The sequence below is a fragment of the Pseudomonas sp. NPDC089741 genome, assembly GCF_044748825.1.
GTDB classification, from domain to species: Bacteria; Pseudomonadota; Gammaproteobacteria; order Pseudomonadales; family Pseudomonadaceae; genus Aquipseudomonas; species Aquipseudomonas helmanticensis.
This window is the reverse complement of the sequence record NZ_JBIVGT010000039.1, coordinates 33,046-55,089: the sequence shown is the minus strand read 5'-3', so window position 1 is coordinate 55,089 and position 22,044 is coordinate 33,046. Positions and strand designations below refer to the sequence as shown.

At 60.3% G+C, this 22,044-nt stretch carries 22 protein-coding genes; 11 read left to right on the top strand and 11 right to left on the bottom strand.

Annotation, left to right across the window (positions count from 1 at the left end; translation table 11 throughout):
• Nucleotides 1–80 precede the first annotated feature (80 nt).
• On the top strand, nucleotides 81–725 hold the full coding sequence (yihA, locus tag ACIPZE_RS25605; protein ID WP_008081236.1) for a ribosome biogenesis GTP-binding protein YihA/YsxC: 645 nt from the start codon (nucleotides 81–83) through the stop codon (nucleotides 723–725).
• 424 nt (nucleotides 726–1,149) lie between these two features.
• Here the strand turns inward: yihA and polA are convergent, their stop codons facing one another.
• Complete coding sequence (gene polA, locus ACIPZE_RS25600; protein ID WP_283438193.1) at nucleotides 1,150–3,954, bottom strand: DNA polymerase I; 2,805 nt, start codon at nucleotides 3,952–3,954, stop codon at nucleotides 1,150–1,152.
• Nucleotides 3,955–4,028: 74 nt separating this feature from the next.
• Here polA and ACIPZE_RS25595 point away from each other — a divergent pair, with 74 nt between their 5' ends.
• Complete coding sequence (locus ACIPZE_RS25595; RefSeq protein WP_008081231.1) at nucleotides 4,029–4,325, top strand: DUF2782 domain-containing protein; 297 nt, start codon at nucleotides 4,029–4,031, stop codon at nucleotides 4,323–4,325.
• A 61-nt stretch (nucleotides 4,326–4,386) separates the two neighbouring features.
• A complete protein-coding gene (locus tag ACIPZE_RS25590) occupies nucleotides 4,387–5,340 on the top strand; it encodes a homoserine kinase (protein WP_283438192.1) in 954 nt (317 codons plus the stop codon).
• A 97-nt stretch (nucleotides 5,341–5,437) separates the two neighbouring features.
• Here ACIPZE_RS25590 and ACIPZE_RS25585 read toward each other — a convergent pair whose 3' ends face one another.
• Nucleotides 5,438–6,358 (bottom strand): zinc ABC transporter substrate-binding protein, encoded by a 921-nt coding sequence (locus ACIPZE_RS25585; RefSeq protein ID WP_283438191.1) that lies wholly within the window; start codon nucleotides 6,356–6,358, stop codon nucleotides 5,438–5,440.
• A 66-nt stretch (nucleotides 6,359–6,424) separates the two neighbouring features.
• Here ACIPZE_RS25585 and ACIPZE_RS25580 point away from each other — a divergent pair, with 66 nt between their 5' ends.
• The 4 genes from ACIPZE_RS25580 to ACIPZE_RS25565 are packed head-to-tail and all read left to right on the top strand — an operon-like array spanning nucleotide 6,425 to nucleotide 9,224.
• On the top strand, nucleotides 6,425–6,907 hold the full coding sequence (locus ACIPZE_RS25580; protein WP_007911760.1) for a Fur family transcriptional regulator: 483 nt from the start codon (nucleotides 6,425–6,427) through the stop codon (nucleotides 6,905–6,907).
• Nucleotides 6,907–7,692: a zinc ABC transporter ATP-binding protein ZnuC gene (znuC, locus tag ACIPZE_RS25575; protein ID WP_007911759.1), complete on the top strand. Its 786-nt coding sequence runs from the start codon at nucleotides 6,907–6,909 to the stop codon at nucleotides 7,690–7,692. Before ACIPZE_RS25580 ends, znuC begins: the two co-directional genes overlap by 1 nt.
• Nucleotides 7,685–8,473 (top strand): zinc ABC transporter permease subunit ZnuB, encoded by a 789-nt coding sequence (znuB, locus tag ACIPZE_RS25570; protein ID WP_283438190.1) that lies wholly within the window; start codon nucleotides 7,685–7,687, stop codon nucleotides 8,471–8,473. The genes znuC and znuB overlap by 8 nt, the downstream gene beginning before the upstream one ends.
• A 37-nt stretch (nucleotides 8,474–8,510) precedes the next feature.
• Complete coding sequence (locus tag ACIPZE_RS25565) at nucleotides 8,511–9,224, top strand: PA5502 family lipoprotein (RefSeq protein WP_400776109.1); 714 nt, start codon at nucleotides 8,511–8,513, stop codon at nucleotides 9,222–9,224.
• A gap of 83 nt (nucleotides 9,225–9,307) precedes the next feature.
• On the opposite strand, the gene katE is transcribed toward ACIPZE_RS25565, so the two are convergent.
• Entirely contained in the window at nucleotides 9,308–11,449 is a 2,142-nt protein-coding gene (gene katE, locus ACIPZE_RS25560) for a catalase HPII (RefSeq protein WP_400776116.1), read from the bottom strand.
• A 260-nt stretch (nucleotides 11,450–11,709) separates the two neighbouring features.
• Between katE and ACIPZE_RS25555 the strand changes: the two genes are divergently transcribed.
• The 3 genes from ACIPZE_RS25555 (at nucleotide 11,710) to ACIPZE_RS25545 (ending at nucleotide 14,238) form a co-directional block, all read left to right on the top strand.
• Nucleotides 11,710–12,717: a methionine ABC transporter ATP-binding protein gene (locus ACIPZE_RS25555; protein WP_129387105.1), complete on the top strand. Its 1,008-nt coding sequence runs from the start codon at nucleotides 11,710–11,712 to the stop codon at nucleotides 12,715–12,717.
• Nucleotides 12,717–13,391, top strand: a complete 675-nt coding sequence (locus ACIPZE_RS25550) for a methionine ABC transporter permease (RefSeq protein ID WP_129387108.1) — start codon at nucleotides 12,717–12,719, stop codon at nucleotides 13,389–13,391. Before ACIPZE_RS25555 ends, ACIPZE_RS25550 begins: the two co-directional genes overlap by 1 nt.
• A 76-nt stretch (nucleotides 13,392–13,467) precedes the next feature.
• On the top strand, nucleotides 13,468–14,238 hold the full coding sequence (locus tag ACIPZE_RS25545) for a MetQ/NlpA family ABC transporter substrate-binding protein (protein ID WP_129387111.1): 771 nt from the start codon (nucleotides 13,468–13,470) through the stop codon (nucleotides 14,236–14,238).
• A gap of 251 nt (nucleotides 14,239–14,489) precedes the next feature.
• Here ACIPZE_RS25545 and ACIPZE_RS25540 read toward each other — a convergent pair whose 3' ends face one another.
• From ACIPZE_RS25540 to ACIPZE_RS25520, 5 genes are read right to left on the bottom strand one after another with little or no spacing between them, the layout of a single operon-like run.
• Nucleotides 14,490–15,125, bottom strand: coding sequence for an SCO family protein (locus ACIPZE_RS25540; protein WP_400776104.1), 636 nt, complete (start codon nucleotides 15,123–15,125; stop codon nucleotides 14,490–14,492).
• A complete protein-coding gene (cyoE, locus tag ACIPZE_RS25535) occupies nucleotides 15,122–16,021 on the bottom strand; it encodes a heme o synthase (RefSeq protein WP_400776101.1) in 900 nt (299 codons plus the stop codon). Before cyoE ends, ACIPZE_RS25540 begins: the two co-directional genes overlap by 4 nt.
• Complete coding sequence (locus tag ACIPZE_RS25530) at nucleotides 16,009–17,088, bottom strand: heme A synthase (RefSeq protein WP_283438186.1); 1,080 nt, start codon at nucleotides 17,086–17,088, stop codon at nucleotides 16,009–16,011. The genes cyoE and ACIPZE_RS25530 overlap by 13 nt, the downstream gene beginning before the upstream one ends.
• 10 nt (nucleotides 17,089–17,098) lie before the next feature.
• Complete coding sequence (locus tag ACIPZE_RS25525; RefSeq protein ID WP_283438185.1) at nucleotides 17,099–17,692, bottom strand: hypothetical protein; 594 nt, start codon at nucleotides 17,690–17,692, stop codon at nucleotides 17,099–17,101.
• On the bottom strand, nucleotides 17,658–18,398 hold the full coding sequence (locus ACIPZE_RS25520; RefSeq protein ID WP_283438184.1) for an SURF1 family protein: 741 nt from the start codon (nucleotides 18,396–18,398) through the stop codon (nucleotides 17,658–17,660). Before ACIPZE_RS25520 ends, ACIPZE_RS25525 begins: the two co-directional genes overlap by 35 nt.
• 71 nt (nucleotides 18,399–18,469) lie before the next feature.
• Here ACIPZE_RS25520 and ACIPZE_RS25515 point away from each other — a divergent pair, with 71 nt between their 5' ends.
• Nucleotides 18,470–18,673 (top strand): twin transmembrane helix small protein, encoded by a 204-nt coding sequence (locus ACIPZE_RS25515; RefSeq protein ID WP_127925322.1) that lies wholly within the window; start codon nucleotides 18,470–18,472, stop codon nucleotides 18,671–18,673.
• Nucleotides 18,674–18,682: 9 nt separating this feature from the next.
• Here ACIPZE_RS25515 and ACIPZE_RS25510 read toward each other — a convergent pair whose 3' ends face one another.
• The 3 genes from ACIPZE_RS25510 to ctaD all read right to left on the bottom strand — a co-directional run bounded on the left by ACIPZE_RS25510 (nucleotide 18,683) and on the right by ctaD (nucleotide 21,995).
• Nucleotides 18,683–19,570, bottom strand: a complete 888-nt coding sequence (locus ACIPZE_RS25510; protein ID WP_129387129.1) for a cytochrome c oxidase subunit 3 — start codon at nucleotides 19,568–19,570, stop codon at nucleotides 18,683–18,685.
• A gap of 25 nt (nucleotides 19,571–19,595) precedes the next feature.
• Entirely contained in the window at nucleotides 19,596–20,147 is a 552-nt protein-coding gene (locus tag ACIPZE_RS25505; protein WP_064116612.1) for a cytochrome c oxidase assembly protein, read from the bottom strand.
• Between the two features lie 261 nt (nucleotides 20,148–20,408).
• A complete protein-coding gene (gene ctaD / locus ACIPZE_RS25500) occupies nucleotides 20,409–21,995 on the bottom strand; it encodes a cytochrome c oxidase subunit I (RefSeq protein ID WP_129387135.1) in 1,587 nt (528 codons plus the stop codon).
• Nucleotides 21,996–22,044: the final 49 nt, after the last annotated feature.

Sequence of the window (22,044 nt, the reverse complement as noted above, 5' to 3'; positions counted from 1 at the left end):
CATTATATACTGGCGTCACTGAAACGGAAGCGACACCGCGTTCCGCGCCCAATCCCGGCGCCGCCCACATCGGAAATCCCATGCAACTCAAGAATCCCATCCTCGGCCTGTGCCAACAGTCCACGTTCATGCTCAGTGCCGCCAAAGTCGATCAATGCCCTGACGACGAAGGCTTCGAAGTGGCGTTTGCCGGCCGTTCCAACGCCGGCAAATCCAGCGCGCTGAACACTTTGACTCACGCCAGCCTTGCGCGAACCTCGAAAACCCCAGGTCGCACACAGCTGTTGAACTTCTTCAAGCTAGACGAAGATCGTCGTCTGGTCGACCTGCCGGGCTACGGTTACGCAAAAGTACCGATCCCGCTGAAGATGCACTGGCAGCGTCACCTTGAGGCTTACCTCGGTGGCCGCGAGAGTTTGAAGGGTTTGATTTTGATGATGGACATCCGTCATCCAATGACTGACTTCGACCTGTTGATGCTCGACTGGGCCGTTGCGGCCGGCATGCCGATGCACATCCTGCTGACCAAGGCCGACAAACTCACCTACGGCGCAGCCAAGAACACTCTGCTCAAAGTGCAGTCGGAAATTCGCAAGGGTTGGGGCGACCTGGTCACCATCCAGCTCTTCTCCGCGCCAAAACGCATGGGCCTGGAAGAGGCCTACACTGTACTGGCCGGCTGGATGGAACTGGCAGACAAAGGCGCCGAGGCGGCAGCCGAGTAAGTCGGGATATGGAAATTTGTTTGTAGTGTGTTCAGGCAAGGCGAAAGGGCAGTGAAAAGCGGCCGGGGTCGCGCTCGACTTTAGGGAACCTAAATGAGCATTTGAGCTGTGCTTTCAACGCAGCATGAACGCGCTACAGACAAATTTTGGGCAAAAAAAGCCCCGGATTTCATTGGGGAGGGAGAAATTCCGGGGTTCAAGTTCCGAACCGCTAGGGCGGGGTTCAGATATCTGCCAACACTTAACACAACATAGGAGCATTGAAGGGCTTCACCAGCCATTCAGTAACTCTGAGTGGTGTCCTTCCAGATTAGTTCAGATTTTTTTCAAAAAGCTTTGGAATAATCACAAGCGCTTTTCGAAATAAGCAGGTTTTACCGGTGCTGCCGCGACGCCATGTCGCGGCGAACCGTGTTTATAAGGTTCAGTGAGCCTCATCCCAATTGTTGCCCACACCTACCTCGACCAGCAGCGGCACATCCAGTTTCGCCGCTTCGCTCATGTGCAGGCGAATCTCGGCACTGACCTGCTCGACCAGATCCTCGCGAACCTCGAGCACCAGTTCATCGTGCACCTGCAGGATGACTTTGGCGTCCAGCCCGGACGTCGCCAGCCAGTTATCCACCGCGACCATGGCTTTTTTGATGATGTCGGCAGCCGTGCCCTGCATCGGCGCGTTGATCGCCGTGCGCTCGGCGGCAGCGCGTTCCTGCGGCTTGTTGGAGTTGATCTCCGGCAAATACAGGCGACGCCCGAAGAACGTCTCGACATAACCCTGATCCGCCGCCTGCGCGCGGGTGCGATCCATGTACTCGCGAACCCCCGGATAACGGGCGAAGTAGGTATCGATGTAAGCCTTGGCGGTCTTGGTGTCGACGCCGATGTCTTTGCCGAGCTTCTGCGCGCCCATGCCGTAGATCAGGCCGAAGTTGATCGCCTTGGCGCCACGGCGCTGATCGGAAGTCACTTCATTGAGCTCGACCTTGAACACTTCGGCAGCAGTCGCGGTGTGCACGTCCAGATTGTTGCGGAAGGCATTCATCAGGCCTTCGTCCTTGGACAGGTGCGCCATGATCCGCAACTCGATCTGCGAATAGTCCGCTGCCAGCAGTTTGTAGCCCTTTGGCGCGACGAACGCCTGGCGGATACGACGACCTTCAGCGGTACGCACCGGGATGTTCTGCAGGTTCGGATCACTGGAGGACAAGCGGCCGGTCGACGCCACGGCCTGATGATACGAAGTGTGGATACGCCCGGTACGCGGGTTGATCTGCTCCGGCAGGCGATCGGTGTAAGTGCTTTTCAGCTTGCTCATCGAGCGGTGCTCCATCAGCACCTTCGGCAAGCGGTGATCGTCCTCAGCGAGTTTCGCCAACACTTCTTCAGCAGTGGACGGCTGGCCCTTGGCAGTCTTCTTCAGCACCGGCAGACCAAGTTTCTCGTAGAGAATCACGCCCAGTTGCTTCGGCGAGCCAAGGTTGAATTCTTCCCCGGCGATCTCGAACGCTTCGCGCTCCAGCGCAACCATTTTGTTGCCCAGCTCGATGCTCTGGATGCCGAGCAGCTCAGCATCGACAAACGCACCTTGGCGCTCGATGCGCGCCAGTACCGGCACCAGCGGAATCTCGATGTCGGTCAAAACGCTGGCCAGACTCGGAATGGCGCTGAGTTTTTCGAACAGCGTCTGGTGCAGACGCAGGGTGATGTCGGCGTCTTCGGCGGCATACGGGCCGGCCTGCTCTAGCGCGATCTGGTCGAAGGTCAACTGCTTGGCGCCTTTGCCGGCGATGTCCTGGAAGCTCACGGTGGTGTGATCCAGGTACTTCTGCGCGAGGCTGTCCATGTCGTGGCGGGTGGCGGTGGAGTTGAGTACGTAGGACTCAAGCATCGTGTCGAAGGCGATACCGCGCACGGTAATGCCTTGGCTCTGATCGCCGCCGATGGCGCAGTTGGCGAGAATATTCATGTCGAACTTGGCGTGCTGGCCGACCTTGAGCTTGCTCGGGTCTTCGAGAATCGGCTTGAGCGCGCGCAGCACGGTGTCGCGATCCAGTTGCTCCGGCACGCCGATGTAGGAGTGGGTCAGCGGAATGTACGCGGCCTCGTTGGCCTGCACGGCGAACGACAGGCCGACCAGTTGCGCCTGCTGTGCATCGATGCCGGTGGTTTCGGTGTCGAAGGCGAACAGCTTGGCGTTGCTGAGTTTTTCCAGCCAGACATCGAAACGTGCCTGATCGAGGATGGTTTCGTACGCCGCTTCGGTCGGAGCAGCGGGAGTTTCGATATCTGGCGCGCTGAACAGATCGCCGGCCGGTGCAGGCTCGCTGGCCGCGCTCAATTCCAGGCGTTTGGCGTCGCGATCCAGATCATTGATCCAGCTTTTGAATTCCAGCAGCGAGTACAACTCGTAGAGCTTGGCCGGGTCTTCCGCGCCCATCTGCAAATCATCGAGTTCGACGTCCAGCGGCACGTCGATCTTGATGGTCGCCAGTTGATAGGAGAGGAATGCCATCTCCTTGTGCTCTTCGAGCTTGGCCGGCAGGGTTTTCGCCCCGCGAATCGGCAGGGTCGGGACGATGTCGAGATTGGCGTACAGCTCGGTCAAGCCGCCGTTGACGCCCACCAGCAGGCCGGAAGCGGTCTTCGGGCCGATGCCCGGAACGCCCGGAATGTTGTCGGACGAATCGCCCATCAGCGCCAGATAATCGATGATCTGCTCCGGTGCGACGCCGAATTTCTCCTTTACGCCTTCCACGTCCATCGAACTACCGGACATGGTGTTGACCAAGGTAATGTGGCCGTCGACCAGTTGCGCCATGTCCTTGTCGCCGGTGGAGATGATCACCGGGCGATCCGCCGCTGCGCTGCTGCGGGCGAGGGTGCCGATCACGTCGTCGGCCTCGACGCCTTCCACGCACAGCAGCGGGAAACCGAGGGCAATCACGCTCTGGTGCAGCGGCTCGATCTGCACGCGCATGTCGTCGGGCATGCTTGGGCGATTGGCTTTGTATTCGGCGTACATCTCATCGCGAAATGTCCCGCCCTTGGCGTCGAACACCACGGCGAACGGGCTGTCCGGGTACTGCTTGCGCAGACTCTTGAGCATGTTCAGCACGCCTTTGACCGCACCGGTCGGCAGGCCTTTGGAAGTAGTCAGTGGTGGCAGCGCGTGAAACGCGCGGTACAGGTAAGACGAACCGTCCACCAGGACGAGGGGGGCTTGGCTCATGAGCAGGATCAACCTTTTCGGCGGGTCCGGCGCTAGAATAGCGGGACCGTTGACGACAAAGGGACAAGGTTATCATGCGTACGTTAAATCGCTTGCTGCTGGTCGGTCTGATTGCTGCCTCACCGTTGGCCGCGATGGCGGCGGATGATGCGCCCGCCTCGGAGCCGGAAGTTACGATCAACACGCACACGGAAGGCGACAAGGTCATCCAGGAATACAGTCGCAGTGGCTTCGTCTATGCGATCAAGGTCACGCCGAAGGGTGGCAAACCGTATTTCCTGGTGCGCGCCGATGGTACGGACGCGAACTACATTCGCTCCGACCAGCCGGATATGCTGATTCCGTCGTGGGAAATCTTTACCTGGAAGTAAGATTCCCGACTTTTAATCGGCGTCGCCTGAGCGCGACGCCTGAACTGAGCAGTTTTTAACCATGTCTGTGTTCACTCCCCTGGCTCGGCCCGAGCTGGAAACCTTTCTCGCCCCTTACGGGCTTGGCCGCCTGCTTGATTTCCAGGGGATCGCCGCCGGCAGCGAAAACACCAACTTCTTTATCAGCCTGGAGCAGGGCGAGTTCGTCCTGACCCTGGTCGAGCGCGGGCCGGTGCAGGAGATGCCGTTCTTCATCGACCTGCTCGACGTGCTCCACGAAGCCGATCTGCCGGTGCCTTACGCACTGCGCACCACCGACGGCGTGGCGTTGCGTGATCTGAAAGGCAAACCGGCACTGCTGCAACCGCGCCTGTCCGGCAAGCACATCAAGGTCGCCAATGCTCAGCATTGCGCGCAGGTCGGCGAGTTGCAGGCGCATCTGCATCTGGCGACCCACGGCGAGCGCATGATCAAGCGCAAGACTGATCGTGGCCTCGACTGGATGCTGGAAGAGGGCACGGCGTTTCTTTCGCACCTGAGCGATGAGCCGCGTGCCTTGCTGCAAAAGGCGCTGGACGAAATCACCGAGCGCAAGGAGAAGATTCTCGCGCTGCCTCGGGCCAACATCCATGCCGACCTGTTTCGCGATAACGCGATGTTCGAAGGCACGCACCTGACCGGGCTGATCGACTTCTACAACGCCTGCTCGGGGCCGATGCTGTATGACGTGGCGATTGCCTTGAACGACTGGTGTTCGGACGAGGATGGTTTGATCGATGGGCCGCGCGCGCGCGCGTTTCTCGGCGCCTATGCGGCGCTGCGGCCGTTCACGGCGGCGGAGGCTGAGTTGTGGCCAACGATGTTGCGTGTGGCCTGTGTGCGGTTCTGGCTGTCGCGGTTGATCGCGGCGGAGCAGTTTGCCGGGCAGGATGTGTTGATTCACGATCCGCGGGAGTTTGAACAGCGGTTGGCGCAGCGGCAGCAGGTCAATACACCGCTACCTTTCGCCCTTTAAGATCAAAAGATCGCAGCCTCCGGCAGCTCCTACATGGGATCACCTGTAGGAGCTGCCGAAGGCTCGGGCCGCGTTCGGACGATCTTTTTCTATGGGATTACAACGATTCCAGGCACCCGGCCAGATCGTTACCCAACTTCTCCAACACTTGCTCATAACCCTGAGCTGTCGCCGGGGTGTACCCGCCCAACGCATCCAGTTCCGCCAGTTTCACCGGCAGCCCGGCCACCAAAGTCTCGGCCAGACGCGGGCGTAACGGAGGCTCGCTGAACACACACGTCTTGCCCACTTCCTGCAACCGCTTGCGCATCGCCGCGACATGCTGCGCGCCCGGCTGCACTTCAGCGGCCACGCTGAACACCCCGGTGTGCTTCAGGCCATAAGCCTCTTCAAAATAATCAAACGCCTCGTGAAAGACGAAGTACGGCTTGCCTTCAACACTGGCCAGACGCTGCTTCAAACGCTGATCCAGTGCGTCCAGACGCTGATCAAACGCCTTGGCGTTGCTCTGATAGCGTTCGGCATTGGCCGGGTCGGCAGCGCTGAGGTCTGCGGCCATCTTGTCGGCAATCACCCGCGCATTCACCGGCGATAGCCACAAGTGTGCATCCAGCGTGCCCGGGCGGTGGTCGTGATCATGTTCGTCGGCGTCTTCGGCGTGGGAGTGGCTGTCTTCAGCGAAACGACGCAGCTTCATCCCCGGCAGATCCTGCACGGCGATGCTCGGCAGCGTCCGACCGTTGAGCACGCGCGGCAGAAAGCCTTCCATGTCCGGGCCGATCCAGTAGAGCAGATCCACCGACTGCACCTTCCGTACGTCGGATGGCCGCAGCGCGTAATTGTGCGGCGAGGCGCCTGGCGGCAGCAGCACTTCGGGAATCGCCACGCCGTCCTGCACGGCCGCTGCAATCAGCTGCAACGGTTTGATGCTGGTGAGGACTTTGACCTCGGCCTGGGCCGAACCGATCAGCAGGAAACTGGCGACAAAAGCCACAAAAACAGAAAAAAGTCGGGACACGATGACCACTCAAGGAGGCGAGAACGGGTAACATAATAACGTCTCTATCAAAACTCGTCGCCGCCCATGCCTATTACACCGATTGCCAGCCGTCCCCACGACCACTCTCATTGCGTGCACAGCGCTTTGTCCGAGGCCGATACCTTGTGCGCCCAGAAAGGCTTGCGCCTGACCGCGTTGCGCCGCCGGGTGCTGGAACTGGTGTGGCAGAGCCACAAGCCGTTGGGTGCCTATGACATTCTCGCGGTACTCAGCGAGCAGGATGGCCGCCGCGCTGCGCCGCCAACCGTCTACCGCGCGCTGGATTTTCTCCTGGAAAACGGCCTGGTGCACCGCATCTCCTCGCTCAACGCCTTCGTCGGCTGCGTACACCCGGAACACGCGCATCAGGGCCAGTTCCTGATCTGCCGCGATTGCCACGCTGCCATCGAGCTTGAGCAAAAAGTGATCAGCGACGCGATCATCAACAGCGCCAAAGACGTTGGTTTCATCGTCGAAGCGCAGACCGTCGAAGTCGTCGGCCTGTGCTCCGGTTGCCAGGGGGCTTGATGAGCAATGCGCTGATCCGTCTGGAGCAGGTCGCCGTCACGTTTGCCGGGCAGGCTGTGCTGGACAACATCGAGCTGAGCGTTGAGCCGGGGCAGATCGTCACCCTGATCGGCCCCAACGGCGCCGGCAAGACCACGCTGGTGCGCGCCGTGCTTGGCTTGCTCAAGCCGGACAGCGGCAGCGTCTGGCGCAAGCCGAAACTGCGCGTCGGCTACATGCCGCAAAAACTCCACGTTGATCCAACGTTGCCGCTTTCGGTGCTGCGCTTTCTGCGACTGGTGCCGGGCGTTGATCGTCCGCGTGCGTTGGCGGCGCTGAAAGAAGTCGGCGCCGAGCACGTCATCGACAGCCCGGTGCAAAGCGTTTCCGGTGGTGAAATGCAGCGCGTACTGCTCGCTCGGGCATTGCTGCGCGAGCCGGAATTGCTGGTACTCGACGAGCCGGTGCAAGGCGTCGACGTCGCCGGCCAGGCCGAGCTGTACAGCCTGATCACCCGTCTGCGCGATCGCCATGGTTGCGGCGTGTTGATGGTGTCCCACGATTTGCATCTGGTGATGAGCACCACCGATCAGGTGGTCTGTCTCAACCGTCACGTCTGCTGCTCCGGGCATCCCGAGCAGGTCAGCGGCGATCCGGCGTTTGTCGAACTGTTCGGCAAGAACGCGCAGAGCCTGGCGGTTTATCACCACCATCACGACCACGCCCACGACCTGCACGGCTCGGTGGTCAAAGGGCCGGTTATTGGCCAACCTCACGTTCATGGAGACAACTGCAAGCATGGCTGATTTTCTGTTGTATGCCCTGCTTGCAGGTCTGGCGCTGGCACTGGTGGCCGGGCCGCTCGGTTCGTTTGTGGTCTGGCGGCGCATGGCTTATTTCGGCGACACCCTGTCCCACGCCGCGTTGCTCGGTGTGGCGCTGGGCTTTTTGCTGGATGTCAGCCCGACGGTCGCGGTCACCGTAGGCTGCCTGCTGCTGGCGGTGCTTTTGGTGACCTTGCAACAGCGCCAACCGCTGGCGTCCGACACGCTGTTGGGAATTCTCGCACCGAGCACGCTCTCTCTCGGCCTGGTGGTACTAAGCTTCATGCATGAAGTGCGGATCGACCTGATGGCTTATCTGTTCGGCGACCTGCTGGCGATCAGCCCGACCGACCTGGCGTGGATTCTCGGCGGCAGCGCGGCGGTGCTGGTGTTGTTGGTGACGCTGTGGCGGCCATTGCTGGCGATCACCGTGCATGAAGAGTTGGCCAAGGTCGAAGGCCTGCCGGTCGCGGGCCTGCGCATGGCACTTATGCTGTTGATTGCGGTGGTGATCGCGGTGGCGATGAAAATCGTCGGTGTGTTGCTGATTACTTCGCTGCTGATCATCCCGGCAGCTGCGGCACAGCGTCACGCCCGCTCACCGGAGCAGATGGCGGTGGGCGCGAGCCTGCTGGGCATGCTCGCCGTGTTCGGCGGGCTGGCGCTGTCCTGGTTCAAGGACACCCCGGCCGGGCCGTCAATCGTTGTGACGGCGGCCGCACTGTTTCTGTTGAGTTTTGTTCTGCCCCGTCGTGGGGTGTAGACTTGGCCGCTTTTTGCGCAAATAGAGAGTCGCAGGAATGAAGCCGTTCGCCTCCCGTTATCTGCTCCTTGTCGCATTTTCAGTGCTGCTGGGCGCCTGCCAAAGCACGCCGCCGGAGGCCCAAGCCCCCGATGCGCGAGCTACGGCCATCGCACAGCTGGAGCAAAGTCTGGCCAGCAGCGAACTGGCCACTGCCGAAGACCAATTGGCTGCTTTGCAGAAAGACACCCCAAACGACCAATCCCTTGAGCAATACCAGCGGCAGCTTGCCGAAGCGTATCTGCGCCGCAGCCAGATTGTGTTGCAGAAGGGAGATGTGAATGCGGCCGCCACTGCATTGAGCCGCGCCCGTGCGCTGATGCCGAAAGCCCCGGCGCTGACCGGTGGCGTTAACGGTGCCATTACCGAAGCGCGCAAGGCTGAGCTGGAAAAGGCTGAAGCGGCGCTGCTGGCAGCCGAAGCCAAGCCCAAAGCCAAGGTGATCGATCCGACTGCCGAGAGCACCACGGTCGCGCTGAACATCACCGATAGCCGCAAACTTCGCCGGCAATTGGATGCCATCGCCGCCGATGTGGTGAATTATGAGTGTGGGGTGACCATTCAGGCGCCACGCACGAATGATTATCCATGGTTGGCGACGTTGCTGACCAAGCGGGTGAAGAAGTTGAACCCGGATTTTGATCTGAAGATTGAGAAGCAGATCGTGCGTACAGTGCCGGCTCAGATGGTTCTGAGCCCGCGTAAGCCGTAAAAAAGATCGCAGCCTGCGTCAGCTCCTACATGGGATTGAGATACACCCTGTAGGAGTTGCCGAAGGCTGCGATCTTTTGCTTTTTAAGCCGGAATGGCTTTCGCCTTAGGCTCGCGATCCCAAACCCGGTGCTGCCCGATCGCCGCAAAGAACGGTTTGGTCAACGCTGCCACGTCCTTGCCCTGCAGCAATCCAGCATCCGCTTCCAGTTTCAGCAGGTCTTGCAACTGCTTCGCCTCGCCCTGCAACGCAATCGCCTTCAAATGCTTGTACGCCTCCAGCAGGTAATGCAACGCCACGCCGTCGCCGCTCAACGCCTTGACCGACGCCGCGCCACCCGGCACAAACACCGCATCGAAAATCACCGACGGCATGCCTTCCATCGATGCATCGACAGGCAACATTTTGCCGTCCGCAGTTTTCACCGGCGCCGAAGTCGGCCCCAGCAACTTTGCATGTGCCCCCTCAGCCGCCAATGCTTTCTTCATCGCATCAATCGCCGCACCATCGACGCCGTTAGCGGCAAGAATCGCCACTTTTCGCGTCTTGATGTTCTCCGGCAAAAGATTTGCCTGGCTCAATGCTGGCGAATGATCGAAAGATACTTTGCGCACATCCACCGTACCTTTGCTCGGCGCCGGCAGACCCAGATTAGCCGCCACACGCTTGGCCAGTTCCAGATCGATGTTGGCCAGAATCTCATTCACCTCACGCGCCCGAATGTGCTCGCGCTCAACCTTGCCCAGCTCGAAGCTGTAAGCAGAGATGATGTGTTCCTGCTCATGCTTGCTCATGCTCTTGAAGAACAATGTCGCCTGAGAGAAGTGATCGCTGAACGACTCGCTGCGCTGGCGAATCTTGTTGGCGTCGATGCGCTCTGGATAACTCTCGAACCCACCGTCCTGCGCGGCCGGCGGCGTTTCTTTTGGCCAGCCGCCATCAATCGAGTTCGGCTCATAAGAAGCGCGACCCTTGTCGATCACCGTGCGGTGCTGCGCATCGCGCTGGCCATTATGGAATGGCGCCACCGGACGGTTGATCGGCAGCTCATGAAAATTCGGCCCGCCAAGTCGGCTGATTTGCGTATCGGTGTAGGAAAACAGCCGACCTTGCAGCAGCGGGTCATTGGAGAAGTCGATGCCCGGCACGATGTGGCCGGGGCAGAACGCGACCTGCTCGGTCTCGGCAAAGAAGTTGTCCGGGTTGCGGTTCAACGTCATTTTGCCCAGCGGCGTGATCGGCACGATTTCTTCGGGGATCAACTTGGTCGGGTCGAGGATGTCGAAATCGAAGTCGTGCTCGTTTTCCTCCTCGATGATCTGTACGCCGAGTTCCCATTCCGGGTAATCGCCCATCTCGATCGCTTCCCAGAGGTCGCGACGGTGGTAGTCGGTGTCTTTACCGGCGAGCTTCTGCGCCTCGTCCCACACCAGCGAGCAAGTACCGGCGGTAGGGCGCCAGTGGAATTTGACGAAGCGTGATTTGCCTTCGGCGTTGATTAACCTGAAGGTGTGCACGCCGAAGCCTTGCATGCTGCGCAGGCTTTTCGGGATCGCCCGGTCGGACATCGCCCAGATGACCATGTGCGCCGACTCCGGCACCAGGGACACAAAGTCCCAGAACGTATCGTGGGCCGAGCCGCCGGTAGGAATTTCATTGTGCGGCTCGGGTTTTACCGCGTGGACGAAATCGGGAAACTTGATCGCGTCCTGAATGAAAAACACCGGCATGTTGTTGCCGACCAGGTCGAAGTTGCCTTCATCGGTGAAGAACTTCACCGCGAAACCACGCACGTCGCGCACGGTATCGCCAGAACCACGCGGGCCCTGCACCGTGGAAAAGCGCACGAACACCGGGGTCTTTTTTCCCGGATCCTGTAGGAAACCGGCCTTGGTCAGCGTCGAATGGTTCTCGTAGGCCTGAAAGAAACCATGCGCGCCAGTGCCGCGTGCGTGGACGATGCGCTCCGGAATCCGCTCATGGTCAAAATGCGTGATCTTTTCTCGCATGATGAAGTCTTCAAGCAGCGACGGCCCGCGCGGGCCGGCCTTCAGGGTGTTCTGGTTGTCAGCAATCTTGACGCCCTGATTGGTGCGCAGGGCTTGGCCAGTGGCGTCGGAGCGGAACTTCTCCAGGCTGTCGAGTTTGGCGTTGGTGTTGGCTCGATCCGGGGCATCGGTTCCGGCCATTTGGCTTTTGTCGGACGTAGGCTTCTTGCTCATCAGTCGTAAACTCCTCGGTTGACCCCGATGCTTGCCGGGGACTCTTGAGTGGTTCCCGGGCACGGCACCCAGGGTTTTCAAGTCGCTTACTTAGTGACTGATGGGCTGCTTTGGACGTTCCTTTTTTATGACCTTTGATCTTGTTATTGCCAAATCGAAGGTTAATTGAGAAATAAATGCTAAGAACCTCTATACGGACAGGCTAAAATGCGCGCCCGGCTAACCGCTGATCCTTTTCTAACGCGCCCCACAAGGTTCGCTACGTGATCGAGTTTCAAAACGTCCACAAGACTTACCGCGTCGCCGGTAAGGATATTCCCGCGCTGCACCCGACCAGTCTCTCTATCGAGAACGGGCAGGTGTTCGGCCTGATAGGCCATTCCGGCGCGGGCAAAAGTACCCTGCTGCGCCTGATCAATCGCCTGGAAAACTCCAGCGGCGGCAAGATCATCGTCGACGGCGAAGAAGTCACCGCGCTGGACGCCAACGGCCTGCGCCGTTTCCGCCAGCAAGTCGGGATGATCTTCCAGCATTTCAACCTGCTCGCCTCCAAGACCGTGGCCGACAACGTGGCGTTGCCGCTGACCCTGGCGGGCGAATTGTCGAGCAGCGACATCGACAAGCGTGTAGCCGAGTTGCTGGCGCGGGTTGGTCTGTCCGACCACGCCAAGAAGTATCCGGCGCAGTTGTCTGGTGGCCAGAAGCAGCGCGTCGGCATTGCCCGCGCCCTGGCGACCAAGCCGAAGATTCTGCTCTGCGACGAGGCCACCAGTGCCCTCGACCCGCAGACCACCGCGTCGGTCCTGCAACTGCTGGCCGAGATCAACCGCGAACTGAAGCTGACCATCGTCCTCATCACCCACGAGATGGATGTGATCCGTCGCGTCTGTGATCAAGTGGCGGTGATGGACGCTGGCGTGATTGTCGAGCAAGGTTCGGTGGCCGATGTGTTCCTGCATCCGAAGCACCCGACCACCAAGCGTTTCGTCCAGGAAAGCGAGCAGGTCGACGAGAGCGAGCAGCGTGATGACTTCGCTCACGTGCCGGGCCGCATCGTGCGTCTGACCTTCCAGGGCGAAGCGACCTACGCGCCGTTGCTCGGTACCGTCGCCCGCGAAACCGGCGTCGACTACAGCATCCTCGCCGGTCGCATCGACCGCATCAAAGACATTCCGTACGGGCAATTGACCCTCGCCGTCACCGGTGGCGACATGGAAGCGGCCTTCGCCCGCTTCACCGCCGCTGACGTTCACATGGAGGTATTGCGCTAATGGAAGACCTGATCAGTTTCTTCACCAATATCGACTGGTACGAAATCTGGCTGGCCACCGGCGACACGATGCTGATGCTCGGCGGTTCGCTGCTGTTCACCGTGTTGCTCGGCCTGCCGCTGGGCGTGTTGCTGTTCCTCTGCAGCCCGCGTCAGTTGCTGGAAAACCGTGGCCTCTACGCGTTCATGTCGTTGGCGGTGAACATCCTGCGTTCGCTGCCGTTCATTATTCTGTTGATCGTGATGATCCCGTTCACCGTGCTGATCACCGGCACGTCGCTGGGCGTGGCCGGTGCGATTCCGCCGTTGGTGGTCGGCGCGACGCCGTTCTTCGCGCGTCTGGTGGAAACCGCGCTGCGTGAAGTTGATCGCGGCATCATTGAAGCGACCCAGTCGATGGGTGCTACCACGCGGCAGATCATCGTCAACGCCTTGCTGCCAGAGGCTCGCCCGGGCATCTTCGCAGCGATTACGGTGACCGCGATTACCCTGGTGTCCTACACGGCAATGGCCGGTGTGGTCGGCGCCGGTGGTCTGGGTGACCTGGCCATCCGCTTCGGCTACCAGCGTTTCCAGACCGACGTGATGATCGTCACCGTGGTGTTGCTGTTGATTCTGGTGCAAGTGTTGCAGATGGTGGGCGACCGTTTGGTCGTGCATTTCTCGCGCAAATAAACCGGTTTTGTAAGAAGACATGAGCCGGCCATTCGCTGGCAGGCGCCAGACGGGCGCCTCAAAAGGAGTTAGCTGAATGAAAAAACTGATCGCTGCTATTGCTGCCGTTGCAGCATTCTCGGCCCACGCCGAAACCCTCACCGTTGCCGCCACTCCAGTGCCGCACGCAGAAATCCTCGAGTTCGTGAAGCCGGCACTGGCCAAAGAAGGCGTGGATCTGAAGGTCAAGGTCTTCACCGACTACGTTCAGCCGAACGTACAGGTCGCCGAAAAGCGCCTGGACGCCAACTTCTTCCAGCACCAGCCGTACCTCGATGAGTTCAACAAGGCCAAGGGCACCAACCTTGTCGCCGTGACCGGTGTGCACCTGGAGCCGCTGGGCGCTTACTCGAGCAAACTGAAGAACATCAATGATCTGCCAAGCGGCGCCAATGTGGTGATTCCGAACGACGCTACCAACGGCGGCCGTGCGCTGTTGCTGCTGGCCAAGGCTGGCGTGATCACCCTGAAGGATCCGACCAACATCCTGTCGACCGTCAAAGACATCGCGCAGAACCCGAAAGACCTGAAGATCCGTGAACTGGAAGCCGCGACCATCCCGCGCGTGCTGACCCAGGTCGATCTGGCGCTGATCAACACCAACTACGCGCTGGAAGCCAAGCTCGATCCGTCCAAGGACGCGCTGGTAATTGAAGGCAACGACTCGCCGTACGTGAACATCCTCGTGTCCCGCCCGGACAACAAGGACAGCGACGCGATGCAGAAACTGGCTGCGGCCCTGCACAGCCCGGAGGTGAAGAAATTCATCACCGAGAAGTACAAAGGCGCGGTATTGCCGGCGTTCTGATTTAGATTGTTGCAACGAAAAGGGGACGCCGCGAGCGTCCCCTTTGTTATGTCTGGTGTTTGGCTTTGAACCTGCTGTGAAGCTTCCCCTCACCCCAGCCCTCTCCCGAGGGAGAGGGGGCCGATCTTCAAGCTTTTCGAGCCTGAGTTCGACTCACAATTGCAGGTCGGCGCAACTCGAAAAAACACCTCGGTCAGTCCCCTCTTCCTCCGGGAGAGGGTTAGGGTGAGGGGCTCTTGGCTTTTGACCCGTCACTTGCGATTAAGCATCACCGGCAACTGCGCAACCAATTTGGCATTATTCAACGGCGCACGGATAAACCCCCGCTGCGTGCCATCCGGCCCGATCACCGCGAGATTGCCGCTATGGTCGACGGTGTAATTCGGCTTACTGGTATCCGCCGGAATAAACGGAATACTCACCGCGTTCGCCACCTTCTGCAGTTCTTCGATCGAAGTCGGCGTCAGGCCGATGAACTGCGGATCAAAGTAACCCAGGTACTGCTTCAACTGTTTCGGGTTATCGCGGTTCGGGTCAACGCTGACCAGCACGATCTGCAACTTGTCCACAGCGTCCTTGGGCAATTCACTCTTGATCTGCCGCAGCTGCGCCAGCGTTGTCGGGCAGATGTCCGGGCAGAAGGTGTAGCCGAAGAACAACAGGCTCCATTTACCTTTCAGATCATTGATCGCCACCGGTTTGCCGTCCTGATCGGTCATCGTCACGTCCGGCAGGTTGCGGCTCTGCGGCAGCAGGATGATGCCGGCGTCGATCAGCGCAGTCGGGTCGCCCTGGCCCTTGCCGCTCAGCACTTTGTTGACGGTCAGGCCGAGGATCAGCGCGATCACGGCGACGAGGATGAAGACGGTTTTCTGGGTTCGAGTCATAGGTTCAACAGTAAGTAGTGGTCTACGAGCAGGGCGATGAACAGCAGGAACAAGTAATAAATAGAGTACTTGAAGGTGTTGATCGCCGCGTGCGGCCGAGTGCCACGGTACAGCACCACGGCCCATTGCAGAAACCTTGCGCCCAGACCGAGGGCGCAAATCAGGTAGAGCACGCCGCTCATGTGGATCACGTACGGCAGCAGACTCACCGCCAGCAGTGCGAAGGTGTACAGCAGAATGTGCACTTTGGTGTAGTGCTCGCCGTGGGTGACCGGCAGCATCGGGATGTTGGCCTTGGCGTATTCCTCCTTGCGATGTATCGCCAGTGCCCAGAAGTGCGGCGGCGTCCAGGCGAAGATGATCAGCACCAGCAACAACGGTTCGGCGCTGACGTGGCCGGTGGCGGCGGTCCAGCCGAGCAGCGGCGGGGCGGCGCCGGCGAGGCCACCGATGACGATGTTCTGCGGCGTCGCGCGTTTGAGGAAACCGGTGTAGATCACCGCGTAACCGAGCAGCGAAGCAAGCGTTAGCCATGCCGTCAGCGGATTGGTGAAAGTCAGCAACAAGGCCTGACCGAGCAAGGCCAACACCAGCGCAAAGGTCAGCGCCGCCGCCGGTGAAACCCGGCCCTCGGCCAGCGGCCGTTTGTGCGTGCGCGCCATCACCGCATCAATGCGCCGATCCACCACATGATTGACCGCCGCCGCACCACCAGCGCACAACGCAATCCCCAGATTGCCGAACACCAGCACCGTCCACGGCACGCCGGCGCGGGTCGCGAGAAACATGCCGACCAGCGAGGTGATCAGCATCAGCACCACGACTTTCGGTTTGGTCAGCTCCAGATAATCACGCCAGATCGCCTGATGCGGACGTTCGCCAATCAGAATCGCCACGGCGTTTCTCCTTTTATTGTGATGGGCGCTGCCGCGTGTTTGCGCGGGCTCAGGCGCCAGCGCGCAAGCACTGGTTGCTTGACCCGGACCAGACTGGTGCGCGCGTGATAGTTGACCAGCACCATCGTCAGCAACAGCACCGCACCGCCAGCGTTATGCGCCACCGCCACCGGCAGCGGCAGATGGAACAGCACGTTGCTGATGCCGAGGGTAATTTGTGCGGCGAGGGCGATCACCACCAGGCCGGCCAGCCGCGTCATGCCGACCACTTTCAATTGCCATGCGAGGCCGAGCAACACCAACGTCACCAGCAGCGCGCCGATACGGTGAGTCAGGTGAATCGCCGTGCGCGCGTCGCTATCCAGTTGCCCGCCGAGATAATTCGGGCCGATGTGTTGAGTCAGATGAAACCCATTGGCGAAATCCGCCGGTGGCAGCCATTGCCCATGGCAGGTCGGGAAGTCGATACACGCCACCGCTGCGTAGTTGGAACTGACCCAGCCACCCAGCGCGATCTGGCCAATCACCAACAACAATCCCGCCGTCGCCCAATACTGCAAACGCTTGGGCACCGTCAGCGCCGGCAGCACGCCGGACAATCGCAAGGTCAGCAAGAACAGCAGACTCAAGGTCGCAAACCCGCCGAGTAAATGCCCGGTGACCACCTGCGGCCAAAGCTTGAGCGTCACCGTCCACATGCCGAACGCCGCTTGCGCGAACACCACCGCCAGCAGAAACAGCGGCAGTTTCAACGGCTGCCCCGGATGACGCCGATTGACCCACGCGCGCCCGGCCAGAATCGAAATGAGCAGGCCGAGGGTGCCGGCAAAATAGCGATGGATCATCTCGTTCCAGCCCTTGTGCGCCACCACTGGCGAGTCGGGGTAATGCAGCTCGGCATGGGCCAGTTGCGCTTCGCTTTTCGGCACGCTGATAAAACCGTAGCAGCCCGGCCAGTCCGGACAACCGAGGCCGGCGTGTGTCAGGCGCGTATAAGCGCCGAGCAGCACCACAATCAGCGCCAGCAGGGTGGCAAACAGCGCGAGGCGAAATCCAGGTTTGGCCATGACTATGCCCTTATCCGATGTTCGACAGTTTCAGCAGGTGACGCAGGTCGTTGAGCAGATCCTTGCCCTTCACATTCGGCTCGTAACGCAGCACGAGATTGCCGTGCGGGTCGATGATCCACAGCTGCGGCGTGGCTTTGTCGCCGGTGGCCTTGCTGAAAACGCTGGCGTCCAGCGGATAGCGTTGCAGTTGCGGATATTCGCGGGTCAGCTTGTCCGCGTAATCAGCGCTGAGCGGTTGCGCGACGGCGAGCGCATGACTGGCGCGACCGGCATCGCGGCCCAGACCGACCTGGATCTGCCGCGCCAGATACACCAGTTGCTGGCAATCGACCGCGCAATCCTTCGGCGCAGTGACCAGCATCTGCCAGCGCTCTTCATCGGCTTGCACGCCGAGGTCGGCGCGGGTCTGGCCGTTGCCGATCAGTTCGCCGTGATAGCTGCGACCTTCCGGCACCCAGAACTGCAATTTGTACATGCCGGTGGCGAGCACCATCGGGCCGATCACGCCAAGCAGGATCAGCAGCAACTGAATGCGTCCGCGCCGACGGCTGGCGGCAGGTTTCGCCTCAGACATGCTGGGTGGATTCATGGCCGTTCCCATGGTGTTTCTCCTTTGCGTTGTGCAAGCCCAAATAGACGTAGAGGCCGAGCAGGGCCGTGGCCATGGCGAACCACTGCACGGCGTAACCGAGGTGTTTTTCCGGGCCCATGGCAACCACCGGCCAATCGGCCTCGTAGCTGGTCGGGCCGGGTTCGGCGCGTAATTCGTAGGCAAAGCCGTCACGATCGAGGGTTTGCCACAGCTTGGCGGGTTCGACGGCGGTGATGGTTTGCGGCCAGGTGCTGCTGACCGGATCGGCGTGGAGTTGGAAAGTGGCGCCGGGGGCGACGTAGACCCAGGCGTCGACATTCAACGCCTCTGTGGGCGTGGTGAATTGCGGCGGCACGCGGCGATCCGGCCACGGTAACCAGCCGCGATTGACCAGCAGCCACAGACCGGTGCGTTGATCCTGAAACGGTTGCAGCAGCTCGACGCCGACCTTGCCGTTACGCTGGCGGTTATCCAGCAACAGACTGTGCGCGGCATCGAACTGGCCGTGCAGATGCACACGGCGATAAGCCGGGTCGGCGCTATTAAGGAGTTCGGTGCTGGCCATCGGTTCAGCGGCGCGGCGTTCGGCGTAACTGGCGAGCAGGGCGGTTTTCTCCGCGCCCCGGCTCAGTTGCCAGAAGCCCAAAGACACCAGCAGCGGCAGCAACAGCGCCACCACCACGGTCGGAATCACGCCCGGACGAAAACGCTTCATGGCTGCGCCACAAAGTCAGTCGTTGCGCTCGCTATACTCAACTGCATCGCCTGTCCCCCGGAGTTCTTCCCATGCTCAAAACAGCGATCGTCCTGATGCTGATTGCCACGGTGATCAGCCTGTTCAGCGGCCTGTTTTTCCTGGTCAAGGACGACAGCAGTTCCAATCGCCTGGTCATCGCCTTGAGTGTTCGGGTGGCATTGGCCGCTGTCACCGTCGGCTTGATCGCCTGGGGCTTTTACAGCGGCCAATTGGTGTCGCATGCGCCTTGGTAGTGCGGATCCTCAGAGTACGTAAACGAAGATGAACAAGCCGATCCACACGACGTCGACGAAGTGCCAATACCAGCTCGCTGCTTCGAAGCCGAACTGGTGTTCGGCGTCGAAATGGCCCTTCATGATCCGCATCAGCATCACAAACAGAATGATCGTGCCGATGGTCACGTGGGCGCCGTGGAAACCGGTGAGCATGAAGAACGTCGCGCCATAGATGCCCGAACCGAGGGTCAGCCCCAGTTCGTGATAAGCGTGCATGTATTCCTCAGCCTGCAAGGCCAGGAAGCAGCAGCCCAGCAACACGGTGATCGCCAGCCAGATTTTCAGCGCGCCGCGATGGCCTTTCTTCAGTGCATGGTGGGCGATGGTGATGGTCACGCTGGAGCTGACCAGCAGGATCGTGTTGATCAGCGGCAAGCCCCACGGGCTGATGACTTCTTTCGGCGGCGGGAACAGTTTCGGATCCGGCGTGTGCAGCAGCGGCCAGGTGAACTGGAAGTTCGGCCAGAGCATGTGCGCGATGCCTTTCGGCCCTTCGCCACCGAGCGCCGGGCCGGAGATGTGCCGCACGTAAAACAGCGCGCCGAAGAAGGCGACGAAGAACATCACCTCGGAGAAGATGAACCAACTCATGCCCCAGCGAAACGAGCGGTCCAGCTGCGGGCTGTAGAGTCCCGCGCGGCTTTCTTTGATCACCGCCCCGAACCAGCCGAACAGCATGTACGCCAGCAACAGGCCACCGACGAAAAAGATGTACGGGCCGTGGGATTCCGGACGCGCCGCCTTCAGGTCGTTGAACCAAGTGGCGAGGCCGTACACGGTGATGGCCATGCCGAAGGTCGCAATGATCGGCCATTTGCTTTGCGGCGGAACGTAATAATGCTCATGAGTTGCCATTTATTGTTCTCCTTATCGGGCACGCTCAACCGCCAGTGTTTACAGCCACCGGCGGATGTCGGGCAGTGATATCGAACAGCGTGTAGGACAGCGTCAGGTGCTTCACATCCTTGGGCATGTCGCGGTCAACAATGAAGCGCACCGGCATCTCGATCTGCTGACCGGGCTGCAGCACCTGCTGGGTAAAGCAAAAGCATTCGGTCTTGTGGAAATACGCCGCGGCGTTGCTCGGCGCGATGCTCGGCACGGCTTGCGCACTCATCGGTTTGTCGGTGGGATTGCGCGCGATGAAGATCATCTCGTTGACTGCGCCGGGGTTGGCGGTGAGTTCGTCATGCTTGGGATAGAAATCCCATGGCATGTCGACGTTGTTGGTCGACAGAAACTGCACGCGCACCTGGCGCGAAGTGTCGACCACTTGCTCACCCTCGTACTGCCCGGCGGTCTTGCCGTTGATGCCGAAGGCTTTGCACATCACGTCGTAGATCGGCACCAGGGCAAAACCGAAAACAAACATCGCCAGCACCACCCCTAGGAGGCGGGTGACCAGTTTCTTCATCGAAATCGAATCAGCCATGGCTTCCACCCTCCACCGGTGACGCGTTTGTGGCGAGGGGATTTAGCGAAACGTCGCACCGCCCCGTTGGGTTGCGCAGCAGCCCTGAATCCAGCGCACACGGTTTGCCTGATAAATCTCGATTGCAGATTTTGGGGCTGCTGCGCAGCCCAACGGGGATAAATCCCCTCGCCACGGGGGCTCTATGTGCATCCAAAGAAGATTTGTGAGCATCCACCGGGGATCTGTGCCTCTGCACCAATTTCACAAAAGGCCGGGTGTTCATTTCACTTCCGGCGGTGTGGTGAAGGTGTGGTACGGCGCCGGGGACGGCACGCTCCACTCCAGACCTTCCGCGCCATCCCACGGTTTGGCCGGTGCTGGCGGGCCGCCGCGAATGGTCTTGATGACGATGAACAGGAAGAAAATCTGCGTCGCACCAAACATGAACGCGCCAATCGACGAGACCATGTTGAAGTCGGCGAACTGCAGGTTGTAGTCCGGAATCCGTCGCGGCATCCCCGCAAGACCGACGAAGTGCATCGGGAAGAAGGTCAGGTTCATGCCGACGAACGACAGCCAGAAGTGCAGCTTGCCGAGGGTTTCGTCGTACATGTGGCCGGTCCATTTCGGCAGCCAGTAATAGGTTGAGGCGAAGATCCCGAAGATCGCCCCCGGCACCAGCACGTAATGGAAGTGCGCGACCACGAAGTAGGTGTCCTGGTACTGGAAGTCCGCCGGGGCGATGGCCAGCATCAGCCCGGAGAAGCCGCCGATGGAGAACAGGATCACGAACGCCACGGCAAACAGCATCGGCGTCTCGAAGGTCAGCGAGCCTTGCCACATGGTGCTGGCCCAGTTGAACACCTTCACCCCGGTCGGCACCGCGATCAGCAGCGTCGCGTACATGAAGAACAGCTCGCCGACCAGCGGAATGCCGACCACGAACATGTGGTGCGCCCAGACAATGAACGACAGGAAGGCGATGCTCGCCGTCGCGTAGACCATCGAGGTGTAGCCGAACAGCGGCTTGCGCGAGAAGGTCGGGATGATCGAGCTGACGGCGCCGAAGGCCGGCAGGATCATGATGTACACCTCGGGATGGCCGAAGAACCAGAACACATGCTGGAACAACACCGGGTCACCGCCACCGGCAGCACTGAAGAAACTGGTGCCGAAGTGGATGTCCATCAACATCATCGTCACGCAGCCGGCCAGCACCGGCATCACAGCGATCAGCAGGAATGCGGTGATCAGCCAGGTCCAGACGAACAGCGGCATTTTCATCAGCGTCATGCCGGGGGCACGCAGGTTGAGGATGGTGGCGATCACGTTGATCGCGCCCATGATCGAACTGATCCCCATCAAGTGGATGGCGAAGATGAAGTAGGTAACGCTTTCCGGCGCGTACGTCGTCGACAGCGGTGCATAGAACGTCCAACCGAAGTTCGGCCCGCCACCGGGCATGAACAGGGTCGACACCAGAATCAGGAATGCCGCCGGCAACAGCCAGAAGCTGAAGTTGTTCATCCGGGGCAGGGCCATGTCCGGCGCGCCGATCATCAACGGGATCATCCAGTTGGCGAGGCCGACGAAGGCCGGCATCACCGCGCCGAAAACCATCACCAGACCGTGCATGGTGGTCATCTGGTTGAAGAACGCCGGCTCGACGATTTGCAGCCCCGGCTGGAACAGTTCGGCGCGAATCACCATCGCGAACGTACCGCCAAGCAGGAACATGCAGAACGCAAACCACAGGTACAGCGTGCCGATGTCCTTGTGGTTGGTGGTCAGCACCCAGCGCATCAGGCCTTTGGCGGGACCGTGGGCGTGGTCGGCATGACCGTGGTCATCGATTACAGCGCTCATGGCCGGTCTCCTTTACGTGAACAGGCGGGGTGGCTCGCGGCAGTGAGCC

What these genes read in the sequence shown, in the direction of transcription:
- yihA (WP_008081236.1), top strand. Translation starts at nt 81, where the DNA reads ATGCAACTCAAGAATCCCATCCTCGGCCTGTGCCAACAGTCCACGTTC.
- polA (WP_283438193.1), bottom strand. Translation starts at nt 3,954, where the DNA reads ATGAGCCAAGCCCCCCTCGTCCTGGTGGACGGTTCGTCTTACCTGTAC.
- ACIPZE_RS25595 (WP_008081231.1), top strand. Translation starts at nt 4,029, where the DNA reads ATGCGTACGTTAAATCGCTTGCTGCTGGTCGGTCTGATTGCTGCCTCA.
- ACIPZE_RS25590 (WP_283438192.1), top strand. Translation starts at nt 4,387, where the DNA reads ATGTCTGTGTTCACTCCCCTGGCTCGGCCCGAGCTGGAAACCTTTCTC.
- ACIPZE_RS25580 (WP_007911760.1), top strand. Translation starts at nt 6,425, where the DNA reads ATGCCTATTACACCGATTGCCAGCCGTCCCCACGACCACTCTCATTGC.
- znuC (WP_007911759.1), top strand. Translation starts at nt 6,907, where the DNA reads ATGAGCAATGCGCTGATCCGTCTGGAGCAGGTCGCCGTCACGTTTGCC.
- znuB (WP_283438190.1), top strand. Translation starts at nt 7,685, where the DNA reads ATGGCTGATTTTCTGTTGTATGCCCTGCTTGCAGGTCTGGCGCTGGCA.
- ACIPZE_RS25565 (WP_400776109.1), top strand. Translation starts at nt 8,511, where the DNA reads ATGAAGCCGTTCGCCTCCCGTTATCTGCTCCTTGTCGCATTTTCAGTG.
- ACIPZE_RS25550 (WP_129387108.1), top strand. Translation starts at nt 12,717, where the DNA reads ATGGAAGACCTGATCAGTTTCTTCACCAATATCGACTGGTACGAAATC.
- ACIPZE_RS25545 (WP_129387111.1), top strand. Translation starts at nt 13,468, where the DNA reads ATGAAAAAACTGATCGCTGCTATTGCTGCCGTTGCAGCATTCTCGGCC.
- ACIPZE_RS25540 (WP_400776104.1), bottom strand. Translation starts at nt 15,125, where the DNA reads ATGACTCGAACCCAGAAAACCGTCTTCATCCTCGTCGCCGTGATCGCG.
- ACIPZE_RS25530 (WP_283438186.1), bottom strand. Translation starts at nt 17,088, where the DNA reads ATGGCCAAACCTGGATTTCGCCTCGCGCTGTTTGCCACCCTGCTGGCG.
- ACIPZE_RS25525 (WP_283438185.1), bottom strand. Translation starts at nt 17,692, where the DNA reads ATGGGAACGGCCATGAATCCACCCAGCATGTCTGAGGCGAAACCTGCC.
- ACIPZE_RS25520 (WP_283438184.1), bottom strand. Translation starts at nt 18,398, where the DNA reads ATGAAGCGTTTTCGTCCGGGCGTGATTCCGACCGTGGTGGTGGCGCTG.
- ACIPZE_RS25515 (WP_127925322.1), top strand. Translation starts at nt 18,470, where the DNA reads ATGCTCAAAACAGCGATCGTCCTGATGCTGATTGCCACGGTGATCAGC.
- ACIPZE_RS25510 (WP_129387129.1), bottom strand. Translation starts at nt 19,570, where the DNA reads ATGGCAACTCATGAGCATTATTACGTTCCGCCGCAAAGCAAATGGCCG.
- ACIPZE_RS25505 (WP_064116612.1), bottom strand. Translation starts at nt 20,147, where the DNA reads ATGGCTGATTCGATTTCGATGAAGAAACTGGTCACCCGCCTCCTAGGG.
- ctaD (WP_129387135.1), bottom strand. Translation starts at nt 21,995, where the DNA reads ATGAGCGCTGTAATCGATGACCACGGTCATGCCGACCACGCCCACGGT.